This is a genomic window from Lentzea sp. NPDC003310 (genome assembly GCF_040610935.1).
GTDB lineage: Bacteria > Actinomycetota > Actinomycetes > Mycobacteriales > Pseudonocardiaceae > Lentzea.
In genome coordinates this window covers 226,213-247,657 of sequence record NZ_JBEXNC010000002.1, presented here as the reverse complement: position 1 = coordinate 247,657, position 21,445 = coordinate 226,213, and the positions used below count along the sequence as shown (strand labels likewise).

Genomic DNA, 21,445 nt, shown 5'->3' with positions numbered 1-21,445 from the left:
TGTCCCTGGTCACGCGGACCATATCAGCAGGTCTAGGCGCCGTCGGAGGCGGGGACGACCATCTGGCTGCGGCTCCGCTTCGAGGCTCTGGCCTCCAGGAACGACGTCACGAGCACCGTCGCCACCAGGGTGATTCCGAGTGCCTTGGGTTCGAGCCACGACTGGTTGCGCAGCAGGATCACCGCGAGCAGCAGGATGATCAGCTTGCCCATGAATCCGCCGAGTGCGGCGACCATCACGAACATCGGATCCAGTGCCGCGGTCTTGCGCATCAACAACAGCGTGAGAAGGCTCGAACCGATGGCGATCGCACCACCGATCAATGACCCGAAGAGACCAGCGGTCCCCCAGATCACAGTTGACACGACGACACCGAGGACAAACGTGCCGAGCGCGGCCCACGCGGCCTCGCGGAACATTTCCCCGGCGAGTCGCTGGACGGTCAGCTCGTGCGTGACGGCCTTGTCCGCGTCGCTCATGTCCCGAAGTGTAGGAACTCCCACGACGGCACTCGCGGGCAGCCCCTGATTAACGCTGGTTAAGCGGCCCCAAACAAGATGGCGTACCAATTTCCCGGCCGCACAGGATCCGGTCGTGGAGCTCCGCCAGCCGCCTTCCCGGCCGAACCCCCAGTTCGCGGGCGAACATCCGGTGAACATCGCGGTAGATCTCCAACGCGTCCGCCGAACGACCTCCCCGGTGCAACGCGAGCATGAGGAACTCCGCAAACCGTTCCCGCATCGGGTGCCTCCGGGTCAACGCACGCAGCTCGGGGACGAGTTCGCGGTGTGCGCCCAACTCGATCTCCAGCTCGATCCTGCGTTCGACCGCGGCGAGCCGTTCCTCGTCCAGCCGGTCGGCCTCGAACCTCATGGCCTCGGAGGTCACGTCCGCGAGAGCGGGGCCGCGCCAGAGCGACAGCGCCTCGCGGAGATCACCGAGCTCCGTACGGGCGTCAGGATCTCGTCGTGAGGTCAGGCCGCGAAACCGGTGCAGGTCGACCTGGTCGGTGTCCACGTCGAACCAGTAGCCCGTGCTGCTGCGCACCACGGCGGAACCGAGAGCGCCCAGCGCCTGCCTCAGGCGCACGACGTAGACCTGGAGCGTGGAGCTCGCCCGCGAGGGCGGCTCGTCCCAGATCCGCTCGACCAGTTCGTGCTGGGACACCGGTTTCCCCGCGTGCAGCAGGAGTGCGGCGAGCAGGCCGCGCAGCTTGCCCGCGTTCAGCGTCACCGCACCGTCGTCGATCGACAGTTCTCCGAGCAGACCGAACCTGCAGCTCTCCATGGTTGTCGTTCCCCCCAGGCAGTCAACCAGGACGGACGCTACTCCATTCGCCTACATCTCGCGTAGGTGAATTGGAGCAACGGACAGTTAGCGTCGACGACGTTCGCAACCACGATTCGGGGGATTCGATGAACAAGTTCCGAACGGCTTCCATCGCTCTGACCGCGGCGACCGCGGCTTCGCTGCTGCTGGCGCCGGCCGCGCATGCGGACGAGAGCGGCATCAACGGCAGCATCTCGGTGAAGGCCGTGGGCAGCGGCGGCCACGTGCACCAGGTGCAGGGAAAGGTCACGTCGGTCGGCACGTACCTCGCGTTCGACGGCTTCTTCCGCCTGTTCGGCCCGGACTACAGCGTGACGTCGGAGACGCGCCGGTGGGGGCAGGGCAGCCTCTACTACCACAACGTCGACCGCGACTACGCCGACGGGCAGAAGCACTGCGCCGAGGGCTGGATGAAGAAGGACGACGGCACGTTTGAGCTGATCGGCCGGCCGTGCGTGGAGAACCCGATCTGACGTTGATGCGTCAGGACTTGCTGCGGGCGTCCCGGAGCCTGGGGATCACCGAGACCACGAACGTCACGATCAAGCCGATGACGAAGCACGTGGCGACGATGATCGGGTCGAACAGCGTCAGCGCGACGGCGCCGAACGCCAGGACGCCCGCCCACAGGTAGATGAGCAGCACGGCACGTCGTTGCGAGTGCCCGATCTCCAGCAACCGGTGGTGCAGGTGCATCTTGTCCGGGGAGAACGGGCTCTCGCCGCGGCGCGTGCGGCGGATGATGGCCATCAGCAGATCGAGCAACGGCACGAACAGCACCGCCGCGACCACGATCAGCGGCGAGAGCAGACCGAGCAGGTCGGCGGCGCTGCCGGTGGCCTGGTTGATCTTGCCGGACGCGCTGGTGGTGGCGGCCGCGAGCATGAGTCCGATGAGCATGGAGCCCGAGTCGCCCATGAAGATGCGCGCGGGGTTGAAGTTGTGCGGCAGGAAGCCGAGGCAGGCGCCCGCGAGCACGGCGGCGATCAGCGCGGGCGGGTAGGCCTCGACCGCGCCCTGGCGTTCGACGAGCAGGCCGATCGAGAACGCGCACGTCGCCGCGGCGGCGATGAGGCCGATGCCGGCGGCGAGCCCGTCCAGGCCGTCGACGAAGTTCATCGCGTTGATCATCGTGACCGCGAGCAGCACGGTCAGGAGCGCGCCCTGGTTCTGGTCGAGCGAGATGGTCGCGCCGCCGTCCCACGGCACCCACGCGATCATCCACTGCAGACCGAACAGCACGAGGATGCCCGCCGCCGTGACCTGGCCCGCGAGCTTCGTGAGCGAGTCGAGTTCGAACCTGTCGTCGATCGCGCCCACGAGCACGATGACGCCGCCCGCGACGATGACGCCCCACGGGTCGTTGGAGAAGTCGAACCCGGCCCGCAGCACCGGCAGTTGGTGCGCCACGAACATGCCTGCCAGCACGCCGCCGTAGATGGCCACGCCACCCATGCGCGGCATCGGCTGCACGTGCACGTCCCGCTGCCGCGGGTACGCCACCGCCCCGAGCCGGAACGCCATCGCGCGCACCAGCCCCACGAGCAGGAACGTCACGACGGCAGCGATCAACGCGACGAGCAGGTACTCGCGCACGGGAAGGATGAACGAGGATGCGGGCCCCACGGGCCTACCAATCAATCGGGGGTGTTCGGGGTGCTCGCCACGGTACCCGCGGCAACCATGATCAATTCTGGCAGCCGCCCGCTACCGCGCGACCTCGACCTCGATGCCGAGCACCTCGTCGACCTCCGCCTTGCTGACCGCGCCCTCGCGCAGGATGAGCGCGTCGGGCCCGGTGAGGTCGACGATGGTCGAGGCGATGTTCTCCCCGCTCAACCCGCCGTCGAGGTACACGGGCACGGCGTCCCCGAGCTGGTCCCGAGCCTCCTGCGCACTGGAAGCGGGCGCGTGCCCGGTCTTGTTGGCGCTGGACACGGCCATCGGGCCGACGTCGCGGAGCAGTTCGAGCGCCACCGGGTGCAACGGCATGCGCAACATGACCGTCCCGCGCGTCTGCCCCAGGTCCCACGCCAGGCTCGGCGCGTGCGGCAGCACGATGCTGAGCCCACCGGGCCAGAAGGCCTCGATGAGCGCCCGCGCCTGCCGGGGCACGCTGAGGACGAGCCCGTCGATGGTGGTCCAGGACCCCACCAGCACGGGCACGGGCATGTCGGGCCCGCGCCCCTTGGCGTCGAGAAGACTCCGGACGGCTTCGGCGTCGAACGCGTCGCAGCCGATCCCGTAGACGGTGTCGGTGGGCAGGACGACGAGGCGTCCGCTCCGCACCGCGCCGGCGGCAGCGGCAAGTCCCGCCGCGCGATTGCCTGGTTCGCTGCAGTCGTAGACCGTGCTCACCTCGGTGAGCCTAGCCAGCCTTCCTGACCGGGTGACGCAAGGCCTGCCTAATCACCGTGCGTCTTCACTTCACGCTCCGCACGCCGTTGTCGTTGTCGTGCGCCGGGTGGTGCGAGGGAACGGCCGGGAACGCACTCCTCCGTCCGGAGCTGCACCTCGATTCTCACTTTGCGCAGCTACGGCGTCCGTGAGCAGGTGAAGTTCCGTCCCAAACAGGGTTAAGTAGTTCAACGCATCCCCCAAACGGCCGCACAACTGTATGGTCATGAGTCGACCACGGAGTGCAATGGGGGGAAGGTCGAGCTTCGGTGTCTGAAGAAGCAACAGCGTGGGGGAAGCGCGGCAGGAGTTTCCTGACCGAGGCCAAGGTGCAGACCGCGCTCGGCACAGGTGTCTCGGACATCGCCGCAGCCAGCAAGGCGGTCGCCGCCGGCGTCGGGTCGGGACAGTTCTCCGTCGACCCGGAGACCGTGGACCGCATGGTGAAGAAGCTGATGGAGATGAAAGACGCCCTGATGGACGTCATGCGGAGCAGGCGCCAGCTCACGATCGACACGAAACTCGGCAGCGGGTACGCCGAGGTGATCAGCGAGAACAACAAGAGGGTCGGCGAGACCGCGACCCAGCACGTCACAGATCTTTCCAAGGCGCTCGACTCGCTCATCGAGCAGCTCAAGAAGAGCCAAGCCACGTACCAGAACGCGGACCAAGCGCAAGCCGACTCGCTCAATAAGCTGAACGGGAAGTAATGAAGCGCATTCTCATCACAGCAGCAGTCGCACTCGTGGCCCTGTCCAGCGCGTGCGGCACCACCGGCGGGCAAGCCAAGCCAGGCCCGACCAGCGCTGCCCCCACCTCCGACACCACTGCCGTTCTGGACACCGTCAAGCCCTGCGACCTCCTCACGGAGGACGAGGTGAAGAGCTTCGGACTCGATTACCCGGGCACGGCCCAGAAGACGGGTGCCGCGGACGAGTGCGTGTGGAAGGCCCTTGCCAGCAGCCACATCTCCGCCGGCATCCGCCCGAAGGACGGGCTGAAGGACCTGAATGTCGGGGGTGACAAGAACTCCGACATCAAGGTCGGCAAGTTCGACGCGGTCAGGTCCGAAGGTTTCGAAGGCGCGAAGAACATCTGCGCGGTTTTGATCTCCGTGACGCCGACCTCGTCGATCACTGTCATCTCGATCCTCGACCTCTCGTCCACTGACATGGCCACGGCCTGTGACCGCGCCGAGAAAGCCGCGGACAAGGTCGCCGCGAAACTGCCGTAACGCCATCCAAGGGGGGATCCAATGGCGCCCGTCAAGCCCACCGTCCAGCCGTCGACGGAGAACTACCCGGCCCAAGAGCACGACCACATGAAGACCCTGGTCGACACGAAGTACGACCCGAACGCCGCAACCGGCGTGATCGACGTGTGGGCTCGGCTCAGCACCACGTTCGTGCAGCTGGCCAACGACTTCCACAAGATCGTCAACGACTCGCAGGCCGGCTACCAGGGTCAGGCGGCCGACGGGGTGCGGGCCGCGCTGTCGAAGGTCAGCAAGTTCTCCGGGGACACGGGGGCTGCGTTCCACGCGACGGCCAGCGCCATCGCCTCACAGCAGGAAGCGGCCGTACAGGCTCACCACAGCATGCCCAAGCCCGTCGACTTCAACCCGTTGTCGATCGCCGGCAAGTGGGGCGCGGCCTCGGTCATCGTGCCCGGCGCGATGATCGGTGGCGCCATCGAGATGTACAACACGCACAACGAGAAGACCGAGGCCAAGCAGGAAGCCGTGCGCGTCATGCAGCAGCGGGACAGCACGATGCTGTCCGCGGCGCAGTCGATGCCCGCGATGGACACGATTCCCGAGGTCACCAAGGACCAGGGCGTCACGCAGACCAGCAGCACGACGCACTCGCAGAGCCTCAGCAACGCCAACACGTTCCAGCCGCGGTCGACGAGCACGGGCATGCCGGGCATCCCGAACTCGAACACCGGCAACGGCACGACGAACCCCGCGTGGGTCGCACCGGGTCTCAACCCGGGAGGCAACAACCCCGGCAACAACCCTCCTGGCGGCCAGAACAGGCCCCCGGTCGGCCCGCCCGGATCGCTGCCGCCCGGAATGCTGCCTCCCGGCATGCGTCCGCCCGGTGGCGGACCGAACGGCTTGCCTGGCCGCGGCGGTCCCGGTGGCGGACCGGGTGGTGGTCCCGGTGCCGGACGCGGTGGGCCCGGTGGCGGCGGCGCCGGTGGCGGTCGTGGCATGGGGCCCGGTGGCATGGCCGGTGTGGCCGGCTCCGGGCGTGGCATGGGCAGCTTCGGGCCCGCCACTCCCGGCGGTAGCGCTGGTGTGGCCGGTGGTCCCGGTGGCGTGGGCGGCGGTGCCGCTGGTGCGGCAGGTCGTGGTGGTGCCGGCGCGGCCGGTGGCATGGGCGGCGGGGCCGGCGCTGGTGCCGGCAAGGGTGGCGAGGAGGACAAGGAGCACAAGTCCAACTACCTCGTGCCCACCGACGAGTTCTTCGACGACGATCGCATGGTCGCGCCGCCGGTGATCGGCGGATGAGGCAGCTCGCGCAGCTCTCCCTGCCCGCGTTCGAGGTCCTCTGGGAGGACCTGCGGGTGGGGAGCATCCCTTACCCGTTCGAGATCGGTCAGCACGGCGAGACGCTCGACGAACGTGCGCGCATCAAGGCCGCGGTGCACGCCGATCTCGAACGACGCGGCCTCGCTCGGCGCGGACGGCCGGAACCCGACCTCGAGGACGCACTGAACCTGGTGGCACGTCCCGAACTCCGCGTCGTCGCACTGTGCATTCCGGACATGAGCCAGCAGAAGCTCGTGCGGGCGAGTGTGGTGGCGCGTGGCGGCTACGCGGTGCTGGTGGTGCAGGGGGACAACAACGTCACCCTGAGCCAGGTGCAGCCCAACGAGATCGCGACGAGCCTCGCCAACGCCATGCCGCCCGGCCGGCCCGGTCCGGGCAAGGCGGTCACGGTTCCCGGTGAGGCGTTCGAGAACAAGCCGCAGCAACAGGAAGGCTTCCGCCAGGCGGTGCGCACGGCGGAGAGCGACGAGGTCCGCATCGCCAAGCAGATGCTGACCGGACCCGCTCTCGGCAACGGGCACTTCCTCGTGAAGCTCGGGCAGGGACGTGCCACGCGGGACTTCCCGCCGATCACCTGGATCGACACGAGCCGGGGCCGCTACTCGAACGTGGAGACGCGCAAGGGCTGGTTCACGATCGCGCCCGCGGACAACACGGGGCTGGCGCGACACCTCGGGCAGGTCCTGGCGATGACGAGCGAACGATGAATCCAGAACAGATGATCGCGGACCTCGAGTCCAAGGCACAGCAGCTCCAGCAACGCTCCCAGCAGATGCAGGAGCAGATCCAGCACGCCGGCAGCACCGTCACCGCGCCCAACGAGGTGGTGACGGTCCGGGTGGCACCGAACGGCGCGTTGCAGCACATCGAGTTCTCGCCGACCGCGATGCGCCTCACGCACGTGCAGCTGGGCCAGCTCGTCATGCAGACGGTGCAGAAGGCACAGGTGCAGGCCGCCGAGCAGGTGGCGTCCATTGTGGAGCCTGAGTTCGGCGGCACCGAGGCGATGGACTTCCTGCGCAGCTTCATCCCGCAGGTCGAGGAGGAGGAAGCACCGCCTCCGCCCGAGGACGGCCAGGTCATGCGCGAGGTGTCGTGGAACACCTCGGCGCAGAGGCCGGCGCCACCGCGGCCGCAACGTCCGGTGGATGACGACGAGGACGGGTTCGGGAGCGTGCTCCGATGACGGGACCGGGCTTCAGTGTCGACCCAGCCGAACTGCACAAGTTCGCGGCGGGCCAGCGGTCCCGCCAGGACGCCCTCGACGCGGCCGCGAACAAGGCGGCAGGCGTCGACCTCGGTGGGGACACCTTCGGACAGCTGCTGACCTTCTTCGCTCACAGCGCCCAGGAGTGGGCCCAGGGCACGACCAACGCGATCAATGAGTTGGCGGCTGCCGCAGGCAACGCCTCGGAGGACACGAAAGCCACCGCGCTCACCTACGAGTCGCACGAGGACGCCAATCGCACCAGGTTCGGAGGGCCCTGATGAGCTGGACCGGCTTCCACAGCGACCTGTCGAACCCGGACAACTTCGCAGGCGGCGGAGTCGCCGAGTCGGTGATGCAGGCCGTCGACTCGGCGAGCCGACTCGGCGAAGGCGATGTCGCCGAATTCGGTATGAACGTCGCGGCGTCCGGACTGGACGCGCTGGGCATGATGATGGACCCGGTCGGCGCCCTGGCGACGGCAGGCATCGGCTGGTTGATCGAACACGTCAGCTTCCTCCGAGAGCCGCTCGACTGGCTCGCCGGGAGCGGCGACAAGATCAAGGCCGCGGTCGCGACCTGGAACGAGGTCGCCGCCTCGCTGCACGGCATCGGTGAACAACAGGACAAGGCCGTCAAGAGCGAACTGACGTGCTGGGAGCAGGGTTCGGCGGGCGAGAAGTTCCGCCAGAGCCAGGGCGAACTCGCGACCGAGATCGCGATGGTGTCGAGGATGAGCGCTCACGTGGCTTCCGAGGTTGCCACCGCAGGCACCATCACGGCTGCGATCCGCGGCATGATCCGCGATCTCGTCGCGTTGTTCGTCTGGGAGGTCATCCGCAACGCCGTCATCGCACTCGCGTCCTCCGTGGTGTCGTTCGGCAGCTCGGTCGCGGCCTTCACAGCCTGGGCAGTCGGACGTGGCGCCGTCGTGCTCGGCAAGATCACGCAGCAGCTCGCCAAGCTGGTCAAGATCGTCATGCGCATCATGACCCGTGTGAAGGGCCTCTTCGGCAGGCTGGGCGAGGCGCTCAAGCGCCTCGGCAGGTTCGGCAGGAGCGGCGGCCCGAGCGCACCTCGCGCTCCGCAGACCCCGTCGACCCGCGGAGACGGTCTGTCGGACGCGGGCAGGCGGCTGGAGGACTGGGGCAACACGCGCCCGTCGCTCAGCGACGCGGGTGACAAGCTCAAGCAGGCGGGCCGCGAGTTCAAGGACGGGTACGGAGACGCGGGTACCACCTGGAAGAACAGGTACGAGGAGCCGTACCAGCAGAAAGTTCCGCGGTTCCTGGAGTCGACCCGTGAAGCGGTCGACGCCTACACGCCCTACAAACCGCAGACCCGGCCCGACGGGACAGTGGCCCCTCACTCCTCACCCAACGTCGTCGACGGCGGATGGATCGCGAAGGCCACGGCGGATCATTTGCGCGAGTGGGCCAAGCACGACGAGCTGGAGAACCAGAACAGGACTTTCCCGTCACAGCGAGGATCGCTCGACGAATGACCGAGGCGCGCCCGACGTCCAGGGTGAAACAACTGCTGCTGGCCAGCGCCGCGATCGCGGTTCCCACGGTCACGGGTTTCCTCAGCAGCACACGCCAGGTGGGCCTCGTCGTAGGCCTGGGCTTCCTGTCCATGGTGGCGTTGGCGGCCTGGGTCATCGCATTGGGCAGGCTTCGTCCCAGCACCGAGCGGTGGATGATCGTCCCCGAACTGCTGGTGTTCGTCGGCAGCCTGTTCCCAGCGGCGATCGGCGGCCATTCGGTGTGGCTCTCCGTGTTCGGTGAGACCGCGCATTGCCGCGTGGACACCGTGGAAAGGCACCCCAGCACTCGCGGCTCCGACTCGTTCACCGCCGGTCTTCGGTGCGGTGATCGGATGTTGGAGCTCGCTCCCACCAAAGCGCAGGGGGTGAAGCCGGTTGGTACCGAGCTCGACGTCGTGGTCGACAGGACCGGCTTCTTCACGAACCTCGAACGGGACGAGGTCTCCGGGTGGCGCAACGTGCTGTTCCTGGTCGGCTTGCTGATCAGCGCCGGCTTCCTCGCGCTCGTCGCCCTGCTCCCAGTTCGACGGCCTGAGTCGACGGAGCGGCAAGCCGCGCAGGGGAAGCCGAGGCGCGGCGGGTCGTCGACCTGACCACAGCGATCGACTCGCTCAACAAGCTGATCGGAAACACGATGAACCGCATCCGTCAAGGGCTGCTGATCTGATAGCACCCAAGCTGCCGTGACACGCGCGCCGAGAGCCGACGACCGCAAGCGGGACGAGCTGCAGCCGGAAGGCGTCGAGAAGGACCAGAAGCCGGCCTTCGAGCGACCGCAGGGATACCCGGATCTGTGAGCACGATCGAAACGACGCGCAGGCGCCGGCACACAGTGCTGCTCAGCTTCGCGCTGCTCGTCGGGTTCGCCGCCGGCTTCTTGACGGCCATGCCCGGACTGACGCCACTCGTCGTCGTGCCCGTGGGAATCGCATGCGCTTTCCTGGCGGGCTTCGCGATGCTGAAGCTACGGCCGAATTCGACGGCCCTCCTGGCCGCGCCGCTCGCGGTGCCGGCCGTGATCGGACTGTGCGTGGCGGGCAGCCACTCCCTGTGGCTCACCACGTTCGGCGAGCGCGTCCGGGACTGCGAGGTGGTCTCGGTCAACAAGCACACCGGCAGCAAGTCGGCGACCAAGTACAGCAACGATCTGCTGTGCGGCGCGAGGACGGTCGCGGCACACTTCCCCGCCGGTGGACAGGACGCGGTGCGCAAGCCGGGTGATCGCGTCGACCTCGTGGTCGACCGGGTCGGCATCGTCAGAGTGTTGGAGCCCGGCGACGTCACGTGGTGGCGGAACGTTCTCGTGCCTCTCGCCGTGGTCATCGGCGTGGCGTTCGTCTTCGCCGTCCTGAAACGACCGCGGTGGAAACCCAGCGCGCCGGTGGGGCGGCGGGAACTCGGCAAGGACTTCCTCTAGAAGGCGCACACGCGGTCACGCGCGAGGCGGCGGTTCCTCCAGCGCGTGACCGCGTGCCCTCCCCGCGGAGAACATACGACCGTTTGGCCCCAACGTGACCGAACGTCGCGTTATTGGCCAGGATTTGGCCACTCCGCGCCGGTGCGGACGACGCGCAGGCCGCTGTGCAGGGCGGTGAGGCCCTCGCGGAACACCACCATCGTGCGGCGGATCGGGACGGTGGACGCCTCCAGGCGGTGGGTCGAGGCCAGCAGGGTCTCGGTGCCGGACAGGAGGTCGTCCAGGTCCGCGAATCCCTTGCCGGTGAAGGACGCGCCGGCGGCTCGCAGGGTTCGGTCGGCTTCGAAGGCCTGGCGTTCGAACGTGCGGGCGGCGTTGCGGAAGCGGGTGGCGGCCGGGGTCAGGGCCGTCTGGTCGGTGCCCAGGTTCTCGCGGAAGTCCGCGATCACGTTGCCGGTGGCGGTGATCACCGCCTCGGCGTCCGAGGCGAAGCGGATCAGCACGGCGGCCACGTCCACGGCAGGGGCAGGTGGTGGGGACAGCAGGGCTTGTTCGGCTGCTTCTACGTTGTCCACGATCTCCGAGGCCAGGGCCAGCATCGTGCGGCGCCAGGCGGGTGAGGCCGGGCCGTCGAGCCACGCTTCGCGGACGCTGCGGTGCTGGCGTGCCACCACGATCTGCACGGCGAGGTCTTCGTTGTCCTCGGTCAGGTGGTCGGCGCCGAGCAGGACGACCGGGAGGAGCAGGCCGCGGACGTTGTCCACGAAGGCCTGGTTGTAGAAGAGGAACAGCTCCTCGCGGCAGTACGGGCGGTCGAAGTAGCGGCGGGTCAGGACCGGGATCAGGACCGTGGTGGACCGCACGGCGGCGCGCAGGGTCGGTTGGACCAGGTCGCCCCAGCCGATGGCCTCGCGGTCGAGGAAGATCTCCAGCTCGCGGCCGCGGTCCGCGTAGGCGTAGTGGCGCAGTGCCGTGGCGAACGGGGTCACGAAGTCCATCACCACGTCGTCCTGGCGGGCGTAGCTCAGGAAGCAACGGATCGGGGGCGCGTCCGAGAAGGCCTTCATCTGCCCTCGATCGGCGCATTGACAATGTGCAATTCCGTCGTCTCCGTCCCATTCCGATCTGGAGCGACTATTGTGCCATCGACAGACCAGAATTGAGTGTTGTTCGTTGTCTCACCATGTCCCTGACCAGCACAAACACGAAGTGCTCGATTCAATGACAGAAAGTGGACAGGACAATGTCAACCCCGGCGTCGGCGACGGGAAACGATTCCCCGAAGTTACGCGACGACACGACCCGCTTCCTCTGCGGAGCCGCTCACCGCGACGAGGAGTTCGCGGATTCCGCCATTCGCGAGTACCTGGTGGAGGCCACTCGGTCGATTCCCCGGTCGCCCGGGGTGAACACCGGGGCGGTGTTGCGGGAGGCGGTGGCGGCGCGCTCGCGGCGCAAGCTGCGCGACGGCGTGCTGCTCCTGCCGGCGGTGGTGGCGCTGTTCGCCGCGAGCGGGACGCTGCTCGTGGCGTGGCTGGTGGTCGGGGCGCTGGCGGCGGCCGCGACGGGGGCGCGGATGGCGTTCGCGCGGCCGCGGCGGGTCGTCACGCAGCGCGGGCCGGCCGTGCTCGGCTCGATCGTCGGCGCGATCGCGCTCTCCTTCTTGCTGTACAGGTTCATCGAAGAGCTCGACGACTCCACCTCGTACTGCAGGCCCAGGTACGAGGAGTGCGGGCCGGAGAGCAGCGGCGGCGCGCTCGCGGTGTTCCTCGTCTCGGTGCTGCTGATCTTCGCGGTGCTGTTCGCGGATCGGGTCGTGACGTGGCTGCTGGTCACGAAGAGCTTCCGGCGCACGGGGTTCCGCACCGCCAGGGGCGAGCAGGAGCTGTGGCGGGGCGAGTGGGCGGTCCGGCGGCTTGGGCACACGAACTACGCCGAAGCGCTCTCGCTCTACCCGGTCGAGGACGACGACGCGCCTGACGACGCGGACGGCGCGCAGGTGATCGTCTACCGCGGTTACCGGCCGTTCGTGGGCTCCGGCACGATGTTCGAGCCCTGGTCCATGGCGCTGCCCCTCAAGCCCGCCGAGGAGAAGACCGGCACGCCTCTGCCCGGGTTCGCCCTCCCGGAGCTCTACGACCGCATCACGAGCGAACTGGTCAAGACCGGCCGTTCTCCCTCGCTGTCGCCCGGCCACCGGTTGCGCGAGCTGAAGACCGGCGACCGCGTCGTCATCTCCTCGGTCGAGCTGGTCGACCACATCGACGACGTCGAGGCGCGCATCGTGTTGCCCGACAAGAACCACTCACCCGCCGACGAGGTCCCGCAGTCCGTTGTGGACGATCTGATCGCCCGGCCGATGGAGTGGATGCGCTACTTCCGCTCGTTCCAGGTCGAGACCTGGGACCGCGACGTCGTCGTCTCCGCGTACCTGACCTTCGGGCTCGACGAGGAGATGCTCTACGTCGAGTGGACGCCCTGCATCCTGCACCCGATCGCCTCCGGGCACCGCAAGATCGACGTGCTGCCCGAGCAGTCGCTGCGCCCGTTCGCCGAGGCGGTCGTCGACCTGCTGAAGTTCCCGGCGTCGATCCCGAAGCGGTTCGCCACGGCGGTCGCCTGGATGAGCCCCATCCACCAGGCCGAAGGCACGTACGTCGCGGAACGCTACGGCGCCGGCCACAGCCTGCGCGAGCTCGCGAGCAGGAGCGAGGTCGACAACTACTTCCAGCTCACCGACGTCGAGCGCTACGTCAAGGTGCTGGAGTCGCGGCTGCTGCGCACGCTCGGCGAGTTCCTGGAGGACAAGGGCATCTCCGTCACCGAGTTCATGGAGCAGGCCATGCAGGTGACGAGCAACAACGTGCACATCACCGGCCCGGTGATCTCCAGCAACATCGGCACCTCCGGCAAGGCACGCACCGGCAAGACGAGCGTCAAGGGAAGCTCATGAACGAACGGAACTTCGAGATCAGCGGACCGGTGATCGGCAGCAACGTCGGCACCAGCGGACGGGCCAGGACGGGTGACGTCCACATCGGACACATCAAGGACGTCAGCGCCGTGCTGCGGCTGCTCGACGAGCTGCGCGAAGACCTGCGCGACTCGCAGGCGCCCACGACGACGATCGAGGTGGTGGACGACCTCCGCGCCGAGGCCCGCAAACCCAAGCCCAGCAGGGACGTCGCGGACCACCTGATGGACAAGCTCGCGGACCGCGGTCTGGGCGAGCAGATGAAGGACCTGTCGAAGGCCTTCGACGCGCTCTTCTGACAGACGGCCTAACCGACTCGGCGGGCGGTCGCGAACCGGGGCCGGCCCGCCAGGTCGGTGTGGTCGGTCACGTCCGTGAGCGCCCGGCGCGCGGCCAGCAGCGCCGGCACGGACTCGCCCTGCGTGTCGTCGTGCTCGATCCCGACGGACCCGCCGGGCTTCAGCCACCGCGCGGCCGCCCACACGACGTGCCGGATCACGTCCAGCCCGTCGTCGCCGGAGAACACCGCGTGATGCGGGTCGTGCTCGCCCACCTCGGGCTGCACCGGCGTGCCCTCCGGCACGTACGGCGGGTTGCACACCAGCAGGTCGACCTGACCGTCCAGATCGGACAGCAGCGCCGGGTCGGTGGCGTCACCGAAGTGCAGCCGGATCGGCGTGTCCCCCGCGGCCGCGCGCGCGTCGGCGTTGCGGCGCGTCCACGACAGCGCCTGCCGGTCGATCTCCACCGCGTGCACCACCGCGTCCGGGCGGGCGGCCGCGATCGACAACGCCAGCGCGCCCGTGCCCGTGCAGAGGTCCACGACGACCGGCGACGACACGCCCACCAGCGCCTTCAGGCCCCACTCCATCAGCAGCTCGGTCTCGGGCCGCGGCACGAACACACCCGGTCCGACCTCGACCGAGATGGCGCCCATCGGGGCCCAGCCGAGGATGTGCTGCAACGGGATGCGCGAGGCGCGCACCCGCACCAGCTTGTGCAGCTGGTCGATCACCGTCGGATCGACCAGCGGGATGAGCGGCAACCGCCCGCGCTCGACCCCGAGCACGTGCGCGGCCAGGTACTCCGCGTCGACGCGCGGACTGTCCACCCCCGCCTCGGCGAGGATCTTGGCCGCCTCGGAGATCGCGAGGCGGAGCGGCTGCCGGTTCATCATCGTCGGAGAAGCTATCTCAGAAGTTGATCATGTGCCCGGCCAGGCCGTGCACCGCTTCCTTGACGGCCTCGGACAGCGTCGGGTGCGCGTGGACGTTGCGCGCGACCTCGTGCACCGTCAGGTCCCACTGCTGCGCCAGCGTGAGCTCGGGCAGCAGCTCGGTCGCCTCGGGGCCGATGATGTGGCCGCCGAGCAGCTCGCCGTGCGTCTTGTCGCTGATCAGCTTCACGAACCCGCCGGGCTCGGCCAGGCCGTGCGCCTTGCCGTTCGCGGTGAACGGGAACTTGGCGACCTGGACGTCGTAGCCCTTCTCGCGCGCCTGCTTCTCGGTGTACCCGAACGAGGCGATCTGCGGCTGGCAGAACGTCGCGCGCGGGATCATCACGTAGTCGAGCTCCATCGTCTCGGCGCCCGCGATGGTCTCCGCGGCGATGATGCCCATGGACTCGGCGGTGTGCGCCAGCATCAGCTTCGCGGTGACGTCGCCGATCGCGAAGATGTGCGGCACGTTGGTGCGGCCGCGGCCGTCGATGTCGATGGCACCGCGCTCGGTCAGCTTCACACCGGTCTTCTCCAGGCCGTAGCCCTCGACGCGCGGCACGAAACCGATGGCCTGCATGACCTTGTCGGCCTCGAGGACCTCCTCGGCGCCGTTCTTCGACACGGTGACGCGGACCTTCGGGCCCGACTCGTCGATCGACTCGACGCGGGTGCCGACGCGCACGTCGACGCCCAGCTTCTTGTAGCGCTTGAGCAGCTCGGCGGAGACCTCTTCGTCCTCGAGCGGCACCATCCGGTCGAGGAACTCGACGATGGTCACCTTCACGCCGTAGTTGTGCATGACGTAGGCGAACTCGACGCCGATCGCGCCCGCACCGGCGATGATGATCGACTCGGGCAGGTCCTCGGTCATGATCTGCTCTTCGTAGGTCACGACGCGGTCGGACTTCTGCGTGTTCGGCAGCATCCGGGTCGTGGCGCCCACGGCGATGATCGCGTGGCCGAAGGTGATGGTCTCGTCCCCGACGGTCAGGGTGTGGTCGTCGGTGAAGTTGGCCCACCCGTTGTACTCGGTGATGCCGTTCTTCTTCATCAGGAAGTGCACGCCCTTGACGCGCCCGTCCGCGACCTTGCGGCTGCGCTGCCAGGCAGCGCTGTAATCGAAGCTGACGGTGCCGTCGACCTTGATGCCGAACGTCTTCTGCTCGTGCGTGAAGATGTGCGCCAGCTCGGCGTTGCGCAGCAGCGCCTTCGACGGGATGCAGCCGACGTTCAGGCAAACGCCGCCCCAGTACTTCTCCTCGACGATGGCGGTCTTCAGCCCGAGCTGAGCCGCACGGATCGCGGCGACGTACCCGCCGGGACCCGCACCCACGACCACGACATCAAAGTGTGCGCTCATAAGCACACAACCTAGCTCCCGAGCTGCTCCCGCAAGAACTCAACCGTCCGTTTCCAGGCGTCCGTGCGCGCGTGTGCGGTGGCCTGCGGAGCACCACCACCCGAGAAGGTGACACCGGGCCCCGGATAGGTCGTCTCGGTGGCCGGGCGGTGCGGCGGGCCCGCGATCAGGTGTCCTGCCTCGGGATACACGACGTGCTCGTACGGGAACGGGTGCTCGTGGTCCTTCAGGCGCCGCACCGCGACGTCGCTCAGCTCGGTGCTGGGCCACCCGTCGTCCTGTCCTGACGAGATGAGCAACACACCCCCGGCGATGCGTTCGACGGGGATCTCGGTGTCCTCGGGGATGCCGTCCTCGGTGCTGAACGCGAGCCTCAGCGGCACCGGCTCGTCGTTGACGATCCGGGCGCGCAGCTCCTCGCCGATCTCGTACGGCAGGTACGGCAGCGGCTCACCCTTGAGCGTCCACGACGCCGTCTCGTACGAGAGCTTCTGCAGCAGGTTGCCGCCGGGGCCGATGCCCTGGGTGACCACGCCGCTGCCGACGACGCTCACGACCGCCTTGACCTGCGGGAACGTCGCGCCGACGAGGAGCGCCAGCTCTCCCCCGCGCGATCCGCCGAGCACACCGATGGCGCCGGCGCGGTCGGAGAGGTAGTCGATGGCCTTGCCGAAGTACTCCAGCGGGATGTCGACCAGGTGCTCCGGGAGACCCCGCAGGCCGAAGTAGCCGAGCGCGAACGTGACGAACCCGTGCGCGGCCAGGAGCGCCGCGTCGGTCTCGTGCAGACCGCCTTCGGACCCGCTCAGCACGATCACGCCCGGCAGCTCGCCACCGTCGTCCTCAGGGGCGAACAGGGTGCCCACGAGACCGTCCTCGCGGACCTCCAGCCGTTCGACGCCATCGGGGACGGTCTGGCGGTCGAGCTCGCGGTCGCCCACGCCCTCGACCGAGAGCACCGTGGGACCCTTCTTGCCGCCCGTGCGTTCAAGCGTCCAGAAGAGGCCCATCGGGTCCACGCCGCGATAGCTGCCATCGAGCGGTGCGTGCCTCGTGAGGTCGACCACACCACGGTCGTCAGCCTCGAACACGGCGTGAGAAGCGCGCTCGCCCGTGGAGAGCTGCACGGTGATCTGCTGACCGGGTTCGAGGTCGACCACCTGCACGTCGACCGGTTGGTCGAGAGGCGCTGTCCGCGGATTCACCAGGATCTCGGCCACAACGCGCCCCTCTCACGTCGGATTACCCGCCTGCGAGCCGTTCTGCCCGGTCAGCGGCGGCGAGTGCGTCGACCACCGCGTCCAGGTCACCGTCGAGGACCTGGTCCAGGTTATGCGCTTTGTACCCAACCCGGTGGTCGGAGATGCGTGATTCGGGGAAGTTGTAGGTCCTCACCCGTTCACTGCGGTCGACCGTGCGGATCTGGGTGCGCCGCGCGTCGGACTGCTCCTGCGCCTTCTGCTCCTCGGCGAGGGCGGCGAGGCGGGACTGCAGCACCTGCATCGCGCGGGCCTTATTCTGGAGCTGGCTGCGCTCGTTCTGGCAGGAGACGACGATGCCGGTCGGCAGGTGCGTGATGCGCACCGCGGAGTCGGTGGTGTTGACCGACTGGCCGCCCTTGCCGCTCGAGCGGTAGACGTCGACGCGGAGGTCCTTCTCGTCGATCTCGACCTCGGTGGTCTCCTCGGTCTCCGGGAAGACGAGGACACCGGCGGCGGACGTGTGGATGCGGCCCTGCGACTCGGTGACGGGCACGCGCTGCACCCGGTGCACGCCGCCCTCCCACTTGAGCCGGCTCCACACACCGTCGGGCGTGGCGCTCTTGGTCTTGATGGCGACGGTGACGTCCTTGAAGCCGCCGAGGTCGGAGTCGGTGCCGTCGAGCATCTCGACCTTCCAGCCCTGGCGCTCCGCGTACCGCGTGTACATGCGCAGCAGGTCGCCGGCGAACAGCGCGGACTCCTCGCCGCCCTCGCCGGACTTGATCTCCAGCAGCACGTCGTCGCCGTCGTGCGGGTCGCGCGGCAGCAGGAGCTCCGTGAGGCGTTCCTCCAGCTTGGGAAGCTGCTGCTCGATCTCCTCGACCTCGCTTTGGAACGACCGGTCCTCGGCCGCGAGCTCCTTGGCCGCCTCGAGGTCGCTCTTGGCCTGCTCGATCTCGCGCGCCGTCTTCACGATCGGCCCGAGCTGGGCGTACCGCTTGCCCAGCTTGCGCGCACCCGCCTGGTCAGCGTGCACGGAAGGGTCCGCGAGCTTCTTCTCCAGCTCGTCGTACTCGGCGAGCAAGCTGTCCAGCGACTGCGACACGTCTCCTGCTTTCGGTTCTGGGTTCCCTGGAAACGGCGACGGCGCCCGCCCCGGCTCGAAAGCCGAGGTCAGGCGCCGTGAAAGCAGCTACTTGTTGCGCTTGCCGTAACGCGCCTCGAAGCGCGCGACGCGACCGCCGGTGTCCAGGATGCGCTGCTTGCCCGTGTAGAACGGGTGGCAGTTGGAGCACATTTCGACGCGAACCTCGGACGCCGAGGTGGTGCTGCGCGTGGTGAACGCGTTGCCGCAGCTGCAGGTCACTTCGGTGACCGTGTACTCGGGGTGGATGCCACTCTTCAAGATCTTGTCCCTTTCAAGGATGGCCGCCGGGTCCCTGTTGGTGAACGGGTGAACCGGAGCCGGACTCGACCGTTTAGTTTGCCAGACCGTTCAACACGTGCAAAAACGCGGTTGTTCCCGCGACGTCGCGGCGAGGCTCGTCGTGGTCGAAGTCACAGCCGCTCACCGGCCTGGGTGGGCCGTTCGGCGCAAGGTGTGGCCGCTGGGCGAGATGCGGGTGCGTGTTGTTGGAGGTTGTCCATCAGACTGTGTCGCGTGTTCTGCACCTCTGAGCGGCCGATGGACCAGCGCCTGTGGCTGGCCGTGCCGTTCCTGTTCGCCGCCGCGGTGTTCGGCCTGATGGGGGCCGCCGGGCTGGTCACGGGTGCGTGGACGACGGTGCCGTTGTCGCCCGTGGTGTCCGGGGCCGGAGTGGCCGTGGCGGCCGCCGTGTCCGGCGGGGTCCGGTGGCGGAGGACCTGGGCCCGGTCCTGGGTGCGGTGGCCCTACCTCGGCGCGGTGCTGGTGCTCGGAGTCGTCGTGGGGGCCGTGGAGGTGCCGGCTCTGGCCGCGACCCTGGTGGGGATGCCGGTGCTGCTGGGGCTGGTGTTCCAGCTGCTGGCGCAGAACGACGAGAGCCGCCAGACCGCCGGCTGCCGCTGAGCCGCCGACCTCGGCATTCGAGTGAACTGCACGAAAAAGCCCCCGCTGACCTGCAGCGGGGGCGATTTCACGTGAAACTCACGCGCCTCAGTCCTGCTCGGCGCCCGGCGTCGTCTTCGCGACCTGCATCAGGAACTCGATGTTGGTGCGGGACTTGCGCAGGCGGTCGAGCAGCAGGTCGATGGCCTGCTGGCCGTCGAGCGCGTGCAGGACGCGACGCAGCTTGTGCGTCACGGCCATCTCGTCCGGCGAGAGCAGGAGCTCTTCCTTGCGGGTGCCGGAGCTGTCGACGTCGACCGCCGGGAACGTGCGCTTGTCGGCGATCTTGCGGTCGAGCTTGAGCTCGGCGTTGCCGGTGCCCTTGAACTCTTCGAAGATCACCGAGTCACCGGCGGAGCCGGTCTCGACCAGCGCCGTCGCGATGACGGTCAGCGAGCCGCCGCCCTCGATGTTGCGGGCCGCGCCGAGGAACCGCTTCGGCGGGTACAGCGCCGTCGAGTCGACACCACCGGACAGGATCCGGCCGGAGGCCGGGGCTGCCAGGTTGTACGCACGGCCGAGACGCGTGATCGAGTCGAGCAGCACGACGACGTCGTGGCCCATCTCGACCAGGCGCTTCGCCCTCTCGATGGCGAGCTCGGAGATGGTCGTGTGGTCCGACGGCGGCCGGTCGAAGGTCGAGGCGATGACCTCGCCCTTCACCGAGCGCTGCATGTCGGTGACCTCTTCCGGACGCTCGTCGACGAGGACGACCATCAGGTGGCACTCGGGGTTGTTCGTCGTGATCGCGTTCGCGATCGACTGCAGCACCGAGGTCTTGCCGGCCTTCGGCGGCGACACGATCAGGGCGCGCTGGCCCTTGCCGATCGGCATCACCAGGTCGATGACACGGGTGGTGAGGATGTGCGGCTCGGTCTCGAGGCGCAGTCGCTCGTTCGGGTAGAGCGGCGTCAGCTTCGTGAAGTCCGGGCGGTTGCGCGCCTCGTCCGGGTCCAGGCCGTTGATCTTGTCGACGCGGACCAGCGGGTTGAACTTCTGGCGCTGCTGCTCGCCGTCGCGCGGCTGGCGGACGGCGCCCGTGATGGCGTCACCGCGGCGCAGGCCGTACTTGCGGACCAGCGAGAGCGAGACGTAGACGTCGTTCGAGCCCGCGAGGTAGCCGGAGGTGCGGACGAACGCGTAGTTCTCCAGCACGTCCAGGATGCCCGCGACCGGGAGCAGGACGTCGTCCTCGCGCACCTCGGTCTCGCGGTCGCCACGACCTCCGCCGTCCTGGCCCTCACCACGGCCGCCACGCCGGCGACGGTCGCGGAAGCGACCGCGACGGCCGCCCTCGTCGTCGTCGGACTGGTTGCCGCCCTGGCGGTCGCCACCGCGGTCACCGCGGTCGGAGCGCTCGCCCCGGTCGCGGTTGCGGTCACGGCCGCCGCGCTCGCCCCGCTCACCGCGGTCGGAACGCTCGCCGCGCTCGCCCCGGTCGGAGCGCTCGCCCCGGTCGGAACGGTCGCCGCGGTCAGAGCGCTCGCCGCGGTCGGAACGCTCCGAGCGCTCGGAACGCTCGCCGCGCTGCTCGGACTGCTGCGGCTGGCCCTCGCCCTCGCCGCCCCCGCCACGGCCGGAACGGCGGCGGCGGTTGCCCCGGCGGCCGCCGTCCTCGGACGAACGCGCGTCGTCGGACGCGGCAACCTCGGCAGCGGGCTTGTCCGCTACCTCGAGCTGCTGCTGAACAGGCTTTTCAACGGCCTTCTCGACCACAGGGGCGGCAGCCGGCTTCTCGGCGGGCGCAGAGGCTTTCGCGGCAGCCTTCTCGGCTTTCGCGGGCTTCTCGGCCTTCGCCGGGGCTCCGGAGCCCTGCTTCTCCTTGATGGCCGCGATCAGGTCGCCCTTGCGCAGCCCCGCGGTTCCGGTGATACCCATTTGGCCCGCGAGCTCACGCAGCTCAGCGAGCACCATGCCGGACAGACCCGCGCGGCGGCGCGGCGTCGTGCCGTTCGAAGGGGTGGACAGAGCGTTCTCCTCGGCTCCAGAACCAGACGCAGCTGCAACGTCGCTGCTCAGCAAATCGGTGTTGCTCACACATGTCCTTCCTGACCAGGCCGCGCCTCCTACGCGGCCCAGCGGACCCGCCTTCCCGCGTCAACTGGGGAACGGCGGTCAGTCCGATGCAGACGGAAGCACACACCGCTTCCG

24 protein-coding genes are annotated in these 21,445 nt (G+C 68.6%); 13 read left to right on the top strand and 11 right to left on the bottom strand.

Annotated elements, in window-relative coordinates; translation table 11 throughout:
- Positions 1-32 precede the first annotated feature (32 nt).
- Together ABZX02_RS03690 and ABZX02_RS03685 are read right to left on the bottom strand one after the other, a co-directional pair.
- A complete protein-coding gene (locus ABZX02_RS03690; RefSeq protein ID WP_355294555.1) occupies positions 33-479 on the bottom strand; it encodes a hypothetical protein in 447 nt (148 codons plus the stop codon).
- A gap of 49 nt (positions 480-528) precedes the next feature.
- A complete protein-coding gene (locus tag ABZX02_RS03685; RefSeq protein WP_355294554.1) occupies positions 529-1,287 on the bottom strand; it encodes an AfsR/SARP family transcriptional regulator in 759 nt (252 codons plus the stop codon).
- 128 nt (positions 1,288-1,415) lie between these two features.
- On the opposite strand from ABZX02_RS03685, the gene ABZX02_RS03680 reads away from it, so the two are divergent.
- Positions 1,416-1,802, top strand: a complete 387-nt coding sequence (locus ABZX02_RS03680) for a hypothetical protein (protein ID WP_355294553.1) — start codon at positions 1,416-1,418, stop codon at positions 1,800-1,802.
- Between the two features lie 10 nt (positions 1,803-1,812).
- Here the strand turns inward: ABZX02_RS03680 and ABZX02_RS03675 are convergent, their stop codons facing one another.
- Positions 1,813-2,955: an MraY family glycosyltransferase gene (locus tag ABZX02_RS03675; protein ID WP_355294552.1), complete on the bottom strand. Its 1,143-nt coding sequence runs from the start codon at positions 2,953-2,955 to the stop codon at positions 1,813-1,815.
- 81 nt (positions 2,956-3,036) lie between these two features.
- A complete protein-coding gene (locus ABZX02_RS03670; protein ID WP_355294551.1) occupies positions 3,037-3,687 on the bottom strand; it encodes an L-threonylcarbamoyladenylate synthase in 651 nt (216 codons plus the stop codon).
- Between the two features lie 308 nt (positions 3,688-3,995).
- Here ABZX02_RS03670 and ABZX02_RS03665 point away from each other — a divergent pair, with 308 nt between their 5' ends.
- The 9 genes from ABZX02_RS03665 to ABZX02_RS03625 all read left to right on the top strand — a co-directional run bounded on the left by ABZX02_RS03665 (position 3,996) and on the right by ABZX02_RS03625 (position 10,453).
- The gene (locus ABZX02_RS03665; RefSeq protein WP_355294550.1) at positions 3,996-4,436 is read left to right on the top strand and encodes a hypothetical protein; all 441 of its coding nucleotides are present in this window, start codon (positions 3,996-3,998) and stop codon (positions 4,434-4,436) included.
- Positions 4,436-4,960 (top strand): DUF3558 family protein, encoded by a 525-nt coding sequence (locus ABZX02_RS03660; protein WP_355294549.1) that lies wholly within the window; start codon positions 4,436-4,438, stop codon positions 4,958-4,960. The genes ABZX02_RS03665 and ABZX02_RS03660 overlap by 1 nt, the downstream gene beginning before the upstream one ends.
- A 21-nt stretch (positions 4,961-4,981) precedes the next feature.
- Positions 4,982-6,241, top strand: a complete 1,260-nt coding sequence (locus ABZX02_RS03655) for a hypothetical protein (protein WP_355294548.1) — start codon at positions 4,982-4,984, stop codon at positions 6,239-6,241.
- Positions 6,238-6,990, top strand: coding sequence for an ESX secretion-associated protein EspG (locus ABZX02_RS03650; RefSeq protein ID WP_355294547.1), 753 nt, complete (start codon positions 6,238-6,240; stop codon positions 6,988-6,990). The genes ABZX02_RS03655 and ABZX02_RS03650 overlap by 4 nt, the downstream gene beginning before the upstream one ends.
- Complete coding sequence (locus ABZX02_RS03645) at positions 6,987-7,469, top strand: YbaB/EbfC family nucleoid-associated protein (protein ID WP_355294546.1); 483 nt, start codon at positions 6,987-6,989, stop codon at positions 7,467-7,469. The genes ABZX02_RS03650 and ABZX02_RS03645 overlap by 4 nt, the downstream gene beginning before the upstream one ends.
- Positions 7,466-7,771 carry a type VII secretion target gene (locus ABZX02_RS03640; protein ID WP_355294545.1) on the top strand — a complete coding sequence of 102 codons (306 nt, stop codon included), beginning with the start codon at positions 7,466-7,468 and terminating at the stop codon, positions 7,769-7,771. The genes ABZX02_RS03645 and ABZX02_RS03640 overlap by 4 nt, the downstream gene beginning before the upstream one ends.
- The gene (locus ABZX02_RS03635; RefSeq protein WP_355294544.1) at positions 7,771-8,994 is read left to right on the top strand and encodes a hypothetical protein; all 1,224 of its coding nucleotides are present in this window, start codon (positions 7,771-7,773) and stop codon (positions 8,992-8,994) included. Before ABZX02_RS03640 ends, ABZX02_RS03635 begins: the two co-directional genes overlap by 1 nt.
- Positions 8,991-9,629, top strand: a complete 639-nt coding sequence (locus ABZX02_RS03630) for a hypothetical protein (RefSeq protein WP_355294543.1) — start codon at positions 8,991-8,993, stop codon at positions 9,627-9,629. Before ABZX02_RS03635 ends, ABZX02_RS03630 begins: the two co-directional genes overlap by 4 nt.
- A gap of 200 nt (positions 9,630-9,829) precedes the next feature.
- Positions 9,830-10,453, top strand: a complete 624-nt coding sequence (locus tag ABZX02_RS03625; RefSeq protein ID WP_355294542.1) for a hypothetical protein — start codon at positions 9,830-9,832, stop codon at positions 10,451-10,453.
- A 110-nt stretch (positions 10,454-10,563) separates the two neighbouring features.
- Here ABZX02_RS03625 and ABZX02_RS03620 read toward each other — a convergent pair whose 3' ends face one another.
- Positions 10,564-11,520 carry a toll/interleukin-1 receptor domain-containing protein gene (locus tag ABZX02_RS03620; protein ID WP_355294541.1) on the bottom strand — a complete coding sequence of 319 codons (957 nt, stop codon included), beginning with the start codon at positions 11,518-11,520 and terminating at the stop codon, positions 10,564-10,566.
- A gap of 338 nt (positions 11,521-11,858) precedes the next feature.
- Between ABZX02_RS03620 and ABZX02_RS03615 the strand changes: the two genes are divergently transcribed.
- Positions 11,859-13,406: a hypothetical protein gene (locus ABZX02_RS03615; RefSeq protein ID WP_355294540.1), complete on the top strand. Its 1,548-nt coding sequence runs from the start codon at positions 11,859-11,861 to the stop codon at positions 13,404-13,406.
- Positions 13,403-13,726 (top strand): hypothetical protein, encoded by a 324-nt coding sequence (locus ABZX02_RS03610; RefSeq protein WP_355294539.1) that lies wholly within the window; start codon positions 13,403-13,405, stop codon positions 13,724-13,726. Before ABZX02_RS03615 ends, ABZX02_RS03610 begins: the two co-directional genes overlap by 4 nt.
- An 8-nt stretch (positions 13,727-13,734) precedes the next feature.
- Here ABZX02_RS03610 and prmC read toward each other — a convergent pair whose 3' ends face one another.
- From prmC to rpmE, 5 genes are all read right to left on the bottom strand, one after another.
- Positions 13,735-14,601: a peptide chain release factor N(5)-glutamine methyltransferase gene (prmC, locus tag ABZX02_RS03605; RefSeq protein ID WP_355294997.1), complete on the bottom strand. Its 867-nt coding sequence runs from the start codon at positions 14,599-14,601 to the stop codon at positions 13,735-13,737.
- Between the two features lie 19 nt (positions 14,602-14,620).
- Positions 14,621-16,006: a dihydrolipoyl dehydrogenase gene (lpdA, locus tag ABZX02_RS03600; RefSeq protein WP_355294538.1), complete on the bottom strand. Its 1,386-nt coding sequence runs from the start codon at positions 16,004-16,006 to the stop codon at positions 14,621-14,623.
- An 11-nt stretch (positions 16,007-16,017) separates the two neighbouring features.
- On the bottom strand, positions 16,018-17,226 hold the full coding sequence (locus ABZX02_RS03595; protein ID WP_355294537.1) for an acyl-CoA thioester hydrolase/BAAT C-terminal domain-containing protein: 1,209 nt from the start codon (positions 17,224-17,226) through the stop codon (positions 16,018-16,020).
- A gap of 22 nt (positions 17,227-17,248) precedes the next feature.
- A complete protein-coding gene (prfA, locus tag ABZX02_RS03590; protein WP_355294536.1) occupies positions 17,249-18,313 on the bottom strand; it encodes a peptide chain release factor 1 in 1,065 nt (354 codons plus the stop codon).
- 87 nt (positions 18,314-18,400) lie between these two features.
- Positions 18,401-18,613, bottom strand: coding sequence for a 50S ribosomal protein L31 (gene rpmE, locus ABZX02_RS03585; RefSeq protein ID WP_089921602.1), 213 nt, complete (start codon positions 18,611-18,613; stop codon positions 18,401-18,403).
- Positions 18,614-18,868: 255 nt separating this feature from the next.
- On the opposite strand from rpmE, the gene ABZX02_RS03580 reads away from it, so the two are divergent.
- Positions 18,869-19,255, top strand: a complete 387-nt coding sequence (locus ABZX02_RS03580; RefSeq protein ID WP_355294535.1) for a hypothetical protein — start codon at positions 18,869-18,871, stop codon at positions 19,253-19,255.
- An 87-nt stretch (positions 19,256-19,342) separates the two neighbouring features.
- On the opposite strand, the gene rho is transcribed toward ABZX02_RS03580, so the two are convergent.
- On the bottom strand, positions 19,343-21,331 hold the full coding sequence (gene rho / locus ABZX02_RS03575; protein WP_355294534.1) for a transcription termination factor Rho: 1,989 nt from the start codon (positions 21,329-21,331) through the stop codon (positions 19,343-19,345).
- Positions 21,332-21,445 lie beyond the last annotated feature (114 nt).

What these genes read in the sequence shown, in the direction of transcription:
- ABZX02_RS03690 (WP_355294555.1), bottom strand. Translation starts at nt 479, where the DNA reads ATGAGCGACGCGGACAAGGCCGTCACGCACGAGCTGACCGTCCAGCGA.
- ABZX02_RS03685 (WP_355294554.1), bottom strand. Translation starts at nt 1,287, where the DNA reads ATGGAGAGCTGCAGGTTCGGTCTGCTCGGAGAACTGTCGATCGACGAC.
- ABZX02_RS03680 (WP_355294553.1), top strand. Translation starts at nt 1,416, where the DNA reads ATGAACAAGTTCCGAACGGCTTCCATCGCTCTGACCGCGGCGACCGCG.
- ABZX02_RS03660 (WP_355294549.1), top strand. Translation starts at nt 4,436, where the DNA reads ATGAAGCGCATTCTCATCACAGCAGCAGTCGCACTCGTGGCCCTGTCC.
- ABZX02_RS03655 (WP_355294548.1), top strand. Translation starts at nt 4,982, where the DNA reads ATGGCGCCCGTCAAGCCCACCGTCCAGCCGTCGACGGAGAACTACCCG.
- ABZX02_RS03650 (WP_355294547.1), top strand. Translation starts at nt 6,238, where the DNA reads ATGAGGCAGCTCGCGCAGCTCTCCCTGCCCGCGTTCGAGGTCCTCTGG.
- ABZX02_RS03645 (WP_355294546.1), top strand. Translation starts at nt 6,987, where the DNA reads ATGAATCCAGAACAGATGATCGCGGACCTCGAGTCCAAGGCACAGCAG.
- ABZX02_RS03640 (WP_355294545.1), top strand. Translation starts at nt 7,466, where the DNA reads ATGACGGGACCGGGCTTCAGTGTCGACCCAGCCGAACTGCACAAGTTC.
- ABZX02_RS03635 (WP_355294544.1), top strand. Translation starts at nt 7,771, where the DNA reads ATGAGCTGGACCGGCTTCCACAGCGACCTGTCGAACCCGGACAACTTC.
- ABZX02_RS03630 (WP_355294543.1), top strand. Translation starts at nt 8,991, where the DNA reads ATGACCGAGGCGCGCCCGACGTCCAGGGTGAAACAACTGCTGCTGGCC.
- ABZX02_RS03620 (WP_355294541.1), bottom strand. Translation starts at nt 11,520, where the DNA reads ATGAAGGCCTTCTCGGACGCGCCCCCGATCCGTTGCTTCCTGAGCTAC.
- ABZX02_RS03610 (WP_355294539.1), top strand. Translation starts at nt 13,403, where the DNA reads ATGAACGAACGGAACTTCGAGATCAGCGGACCGGTGATCGGCAGCAAC.
- prmC (WP_355294997.1), bottom strand. Translation starts at nt 14,601, where the DNA reads ATGAACCGGCAGCCGCTCCGCCTCGCGATCTCCGAGGCGGCCAAGATC.
- lpdA (WP_355294538.1), bottom strand. Translation starts at nt 16,006, where the DNA reads ATGAGCGCACACTTTGATGTCGTGGTCGTGGGTGCGGGTCCCGGCGGG.